The organism is Oleiphilus sp. HI0132, from assembly GCF_001635845.1.
In genome coordinates this window covers 1-5970 of sequence record NZ_LWGJ01000358.1, presented here as the reverse complement: position 1 = coordinate 5970, position 5970 = coordinate 1, and the positions used below count along the sequence as shown (strand labels likewise).

Genomic DNA, 5970 nt, shown 5'->3' with positions numbered 1-5970 from the left:
GCATAATCAAGCCTGGTACGATAAAGGCCCCATAGCTAACTCCGTCCACTTCATTAATCCTCGAGCCAATCGCAGAACCAAAGACGACAAAATACAAAGAGGTAGAGATAACTGGCGAGACAATGCTCTGGAAAATGGTTCGCTTTGTACGGGCCATTTCAAACTTATAAATCGCGGCAACTGCGTGACGGTTCATGCGGACTCCTTAACAAGCGATACAAAGATATCTTCTAATGAGCTCTGGTCAGTCTTTAAATCTTTAAACTGAATCCCCTCTTCAGACAAGTGCTGGAGCAAGGTCGCAATACCCGTATGATCTTCTAGCGTGTCGTAGGTATAAACAAGTTGCAGGCCATTATTATTCAGCACTAGATCGAAACCTTTTAGGCTCGTTGGCAAACTAGATAGCTCGGTCTTCAGGTCGAGGGTTAATTGCTTCTTCCCTAACTTACGCATCAATTCTGTCTTCTCTTCAACCAAGACTAATTGACCATTATTGATCACACCAATACGGTCAGCAATTTCTTCTGCTTCCTCAATATAGTGTGTGGTGAGGATAATCGTGACCCCCTTTTCTCGAAGCTTACGGACCAACTCCCACATATCTTTTCGCAGCTCAACATCAACCCCAGCTGTCGGCTCATCCAAGAATAAAATCTTGGGTTCATGCGACAGCGCTTTGGCTATCAACACACGGCGCTTCATACCACCTGACAACTCCATAATACGGTTATCTTTCTTATCCCACAGTGATAAGTCTTTTAGCGTCTTCTCGATATAAGCCGTGTTAGGCGCTTTACCAAATAAGCCTCGACTAAACGTCACGGTATCCCATACAGTCTCAAATGAGTCAGTCGTTAACTCTTGTGGAACCAGACCAATCATTTCACGCGTATGGCGGTAGCCTTTGATAATATCCTCACCGTCGACAGTCACGGTGCCGGAAGATGGATTGACTATACCGCAAATGGTACTGATTAAGGTCGTCTTACCGGCCCCGTTCGGACCGAGTAAAGCAATGATTTCAGATTTTTCTATTGTAAGGTTAATACCACTGAGCGCTTGAAAACCACCAGCATAAACCTTAGACAAGTTTTCGATTTGAATAATGGGAGTCATGATTTTGCATACCCTAATTTCTATAACAGTACGTTAAACGATTTTGCTTGTGCCTGACTATGCTCATAAATGGAATTCAGAAATTTGGGCTCAACGTACTGAAGAATACCGCTGCTGCAATACAAAGGGATTTGGAAGAAGCTGAAGCGAACAAGCTTTATCCGCAGAGTTATGATCTTAAGGCGGCCTAGCCTTTTTCAAAGGGGTCAGACTCGATTGATTTTCAATCGAGTCTGACCCCTTTGAAAACCTTCGACCTACGATCACCGCCCGTCTTTCTCGGGTGACTTGCCCTACCGGTCTGCGCTTCAATTTGAGACTTGAATTGCTCACTTCCCAGTACCCATGCCTTATTTGTTACTGTGCGAATCTCTTCAAGCGTCTGTTCTTTTATCTCGTACGTAAATAGAGAACGATATATCGACCGTCTTTTTTCTGGCGATACGGATAAAGACAAGTATTCGAAATGAGGTGAGATTAGCTCGCTTTGTGCTCCCAAAGCATTAACACGATAACTAGACCAAGGGTAATTAGATGGGTGGGCCACCATATTGGCCCGAACAGGATTTAGCTCGATATATCGATAGCAAGTTAGTAAATAGAGAGCTGAGTCAATAAGAGACGCTTTATAACGCCCTTCCCACAACGTACCCGTTCGGCGGTACTTTTTATTAAAGTACTGAACATAGTAACGCCCAATATTCTGTATTGTTTTTGATATGCCGTCTTCCACTTGAGGTGTAATCAGCAAATGTACGTGATTGGTCATCAAGACATAAGCATGTACTTCACAAGAGTATGCTCGACACGCGTCATTCAGTTTATCTAGATAGAACAAATAATCGTCATTTTGATGAAAAATCGCTTCACGGTTATTACCTCTAATAATCACGCGCTGCGGATGGCCTGGAATCACAAACCGGGGTAATCTCGCCATATTGACCTCCCTGTCTTCTGGCGTTGAACACTAAATCTACACTAACTTTTCAGCAGCTTCTTTTCAACGGAGTCAGACTCGATTGGTTTTCAATCGAGTCTGACTCCGTTGAAAAAGATACACTAGCTCTGATTATTCTTTATAATCCCAGCATTCGAATTTATACAAGCAGTTATTACCATGAACACTCCTACACAGATTACTGTTGCTTATCAGGGAATTGAGGGTGCTTATTCGCACTTGGCCTGTAAGAAGGTCTTTCCTGATCATCGTGCCCTCGCTTGCGAGAACTTTCAAAGCGCTATTCAGCTGGTGGAACAAGGCCAGGCTGACTATGCGATGATCCCGCTTGAGAATTCGACCGCCGGGCGTGTTGAGGAGATTTATCGTTTATTACCCAATACGCATTTGAGCATTATTGCCGAGCACTTTGAGCCGGTGAATCATTGCTTGCTTGCCCTACCCGGAACTCAACTTGAGGCGATTAAGACAGTGTCTTCTCATCCTCAAGCTTTGGCGCAGTGCTTTCATCGTTTGGAAGCTTTAAAGATCACCCCTTTAGTGGCGATGGATACGGCTTTGTCTGCTAAGGACTTGGCGTCTAAGAAAGATGCGCAATCGGTTTACGGTAGCCATGGCGCGATAGCTTCTACTTTGGCGGCAGAGCTGTATGGGCTAGATGTGATCGCAGAGAGCTTTCAGGATGTGGGCGGCAACACGACGCGCTTTATTGTTTTGGCTAAGCAAGCTATTGATGCCGACTATGATCCGAAGCAGCATTATATTTCGAGCTTGTTGTTTTCGGTCAGAAATATACCGGCGGCTTTGTATAAGGCTCTCGGTGGTTTTGCCACCAACGGTGTCAATATGATCAAGCTTGAGAGCTATATGGATGGTGGAACCATGGAAGCGAGTCATTTTCATATTGATGTCGATGGACATTATCGTCAGCAAGCGCTTCAGAATGCTTTGGAAGAATTGAACTTTTTCGCGAAGGAGGTACGGATATTGGGTTCGTATCCGGCGCATAAGTATCGTCGGAAGCATGAGTTTGTGTGAGATTTTTGTAGGCGGCCCCGCCTTGTCTACTTCGGATTATTCCCATACATACAAAAAGCCTCATATGAGGCTTTTTTTGATTTCATTACGTTTAGAAGTTGCGAACTAAACGCAAACCAAAGGTTCTTGGTGGGTTGATGTCTTTGGTTACACCGACACTATCCAGGCTTAAAGGGCTACCAGGAAACTCTCGAGTGGAAGTTGAATACGCTTTATTCGTTAGGTTTTCAACGTAAACTTCTGCTTCCCACATTTCATCTGCACTCTCATAACCGAACCTCGCATTCACTAAAGCATAAGCCCCCTGATAAGAGGTTTCATGGTTCGGCGCAGTAAAGTACTGCTCATCCTGCCACGCATACTCCAAGCGGTAACTTAACGTACCACTTGGCAAGTCATGAAAGTACTGGCCAGCCAAACTAACTTTATGAGCTGGAGATGCAACCATATCATCCCCAGAAGCATCCTGTTCAGGCTGAGCAATCGAGCTATCAGCGTTTACAACTGGCGGAATGATATAATTATCATATTCTGCATTCAAAAACGCATAATTCATTTCTATCGCCAGGTTATAGGTTGGCATCCACTTATTTTCAATCTCAAGTCCAAAAATATTCGCTTCTGCAGCATTAGAAACATTCAATACACCTGGACTTGTAAACTCTGATACCTGCAAGTCCTGATAGTCGCTATAAAATAAAGCTATGTTTGAATGTAGTTTTTTATCTAATAGCTGGAACTTACTACCTATTTCGTAGGACCAAACCTTCTCGGGAGAATACTCTGGCGAAGCATCCGTCATGTTGTAACCGCCGCTTTTGAAACCGCGTTTGACACTGCTATACACCATCGTTCCAGAATCATATGTATAATCAAGCGAGAACGATGGGCTCCATGAGTCCCAAGAATTAGAGGGCGACGCAGAAAAATCTAATGTAGGATCTGCGTGATCATACACATTGTCAAATTCTTTTTCTTCACTGCTGTAACGCAAACCCAGAGTTGTATTCAGCCGATCCGTTATTGAGTAGGTTCCTTGCCCAAAGAGCGCATACGCCTGTGTTTCGTTTTTGGAGTCTACGACAACAATTGTAGAGTTAATGGCAGTGTCAGATTCATGCTCTTCTTGCAAATAATATGCACCTGCCACCCATTTTAGCCTGTCACCTTGATATTGAAGACGCAGTTCTTCCGAGAGCATATTCTGCTGCTCTTCATACTCTGTCACCAGATACACCACATCGCTACCATCTGTATCTTCCTTTAACTTGAGATCTAGGTCTCTATACCCTGTCAGAGAAACCAAGGTTAATTCAGGAGATATTTTTCGCGTATACTCGATTGAGGCGCCATAGTTTTTGCTTTCTGTATAGGGGTCAACATCATTGACATTAACCGACCATGGATCACTAGGAACTATTGCTCCTGCTGCTAATGTACCTGCTGCACCATCCGAGTTCACAAGCGTCGTCTTATAAGCCGCTGGATTCCTATCAATATCTGAATAATCTGCCCTTAACACTAACTCGCTTTTGTCATCGAGCAAAAAGCGCAATGCCCCGCGAGTCGCTAAAGAGTCGTCATCCAATAAACCATCAACACCTGTTGCAGCAGTATTCTTGACGTAAGGATCGTGATCGGTCTTAACAACAGCTAAACGGCCTAGAACCTTATCCTCAGAAATTGTGCCGTTTATCATGCCGCCTACGCTGCGAAAACTATACGAGCCAACTTCTGCGAATAGCTTACCGCTAGACTCCGCTTCTGGTTTTTTAGTGATCAGGTTAATCGTACCGCCGGTAGAGTTTCGACCATACAAAGTACCTTGTGGCCCACGCAGTATTTCGACTCGTTCAACGTCGAGAAAGTCTTCAAGAATTGAGGTTGTTCTAGATTGGTAAACACCATCGACGTGAACGGTGACACTTGGGTCTGAACCAATAAAGTCCAGGTTACTACCAATACCACGCATGTAGAGCCGTGCAGACTAGCCATTATGTGTAAGGTTCAACCCCGGCGTTTGCATACGCAGGTCTTTGATATTTCCAATACCAGCATCGCTCATATCTTCTTCGGTGTAGGCCGAAATTGCTGCCGGTACTTCTTGGAGCTTCACCTCGCCTTCTTTGGTCCCCGTTACCGTCACATCCTTTAGTTTTAATGGCTGCTTTGCTTCTGTCGGCGAGTGTCCATCGGCCCAAGCCGTCGCTGACAATATAGAGCAAAGTAGAATGGAAGATGAGGTAAAAATCGGCTTGCGAGACATTTAAACTATTCTCTTAGATTTTTTCGCGACTACGTACTGGACATCCAGTAGATATCATTATTTCGTAGCTCGCTTTTTTATACTATTTATAGTCTTTTGACTATAGGATAGATCCGTAAAAATACCAGCCTCAAAGCGCTCTAGAATACTCACTACTATTTTTGTCCCACTGATGGAAATTCTGTGTTAACGTAGCACTTCGTTTCCCCAATATTATTTTCTATTTTCTGCGAAAAACGGATTTATGACTGCTATCGCCGCGATCGACCTTCAGGAAGCTTCTGAACACCCTCATATCCCAACGCTTTCCCAACTGAGTTTATGGGTTGATGCCGCTCTTAAAGCCTCACTTCATGATAGGAAAAAGCACGAACAAGAATATGAGCTTACCGTTCGTATTGTCGACAAGGAAGAAAGCCAATCATTGAATAGCCAGTATCGCGGCAAAGATAAACCCACTAATGTTTTGTCTTTTCCTTTCGAAGCGCCAGCCGAGATTGAGCTTAACCTTTTGGGCGATTTGGTAATCTGTGCCCCTGTGGTAGCAAAGGAAGCAGCGGAACAGTCGAAGCAAGAAATAGCTCACTGG

At 44.2% G+C, this 5970-nt stretch carries 6 protein-coding genes and 1 pseudogene; 2 read left to right on the top strand and 5 right to left on the bottom strand.

Annotated elements, in window-relative coordinates:
• The 3 genes and pseudogenes from A3766_RS04420 to A3766_RS04410 form a co-directional block, all read right to left on the bottom strand.
• Nucleotides 1-196: pseudogene (locus A3766_RS04420) on the bottom strand (sugar ABC transporter permease); the annotation flags it as partial.
• A complete protein-coding gene (locus tag A3766_RS04415) occupies nt 193-1119 on the bottom strand; it encodes an ABC transporter ATP-binding protein (protein WP_068506675.1) in 927 nt (308 codons plus the stop codon). The pseudogene A3766_RS04420 and the gene A3766_RS04415, both read right to left, overlap by 4 nt.
• Before the next feature lie 223 nt (nt 1120-1342).
• The gene (locus A3766_RS04410; RefSeq protein ID WP_068553749.1) at nt 1343-2056 is read right to left on the bottom strand and encodes a transposase; all 714 of its coding nucleotides are present in this window, start codon (nt 2054-2056) and stop codon (nt 1343-1345) included.
• Nucleotides 2057-2236: 180 nt separating this feature from the next.
• On the opposite strand from A3766_RS04410, the gene A3766_RS04405 reads away from it, so the two are divergent.
• A complete protein-coding gene (locus A3766_RS04405) occupies nt 2237-3115 on the top strand; it encodes a prephenate dehydratase (protein WP_068506680.1) in 879 nt (292 codons plus the stop codon).
• Between the two features lie 91 nt (nt 3116-3206).
• On the opposite strand, the gene A3766_RS04400 is transcribed toward A3766_RS04405, so the two are convergent.
• Both A3766_RS04400 and A3766_RS04395 read right to left on the bottom strand, forming a co-directional pair.
• A complete protein-coding gene (locus A3766_RS04400; RefSeq protein ID WP_068638133.1) occupies nt 3207-5087 on the bottom strand; it encodes a TonB-dependent receptor in 1881 nt (626 codons plus the stop codon).
• Nucleotides 5088-5102: 15 nt separating this feature from the next.
• Complete coding sequence (locus tag A3766_RS04395) at nt 5103-5381, bottom strand: hypothetical protein (RefSeq protein WP_068553444.1); 279 nt, start codon at nt 5379-5381, stop codon at nt 5103-5105.
• Between the two features lie 244 nt (nt 5382-5625).
• Here A3766_RS04395 and ybeY point away from each other — a divergent pair.
• On the top strand, nt 5626-5970 hold a 345-nt coding region (gene ybeY, locus A3766_RS04390; RefSeq protein ID WP_068641783.1), incomplete at its 3' end, for an rRNA maturation RNase YbeY.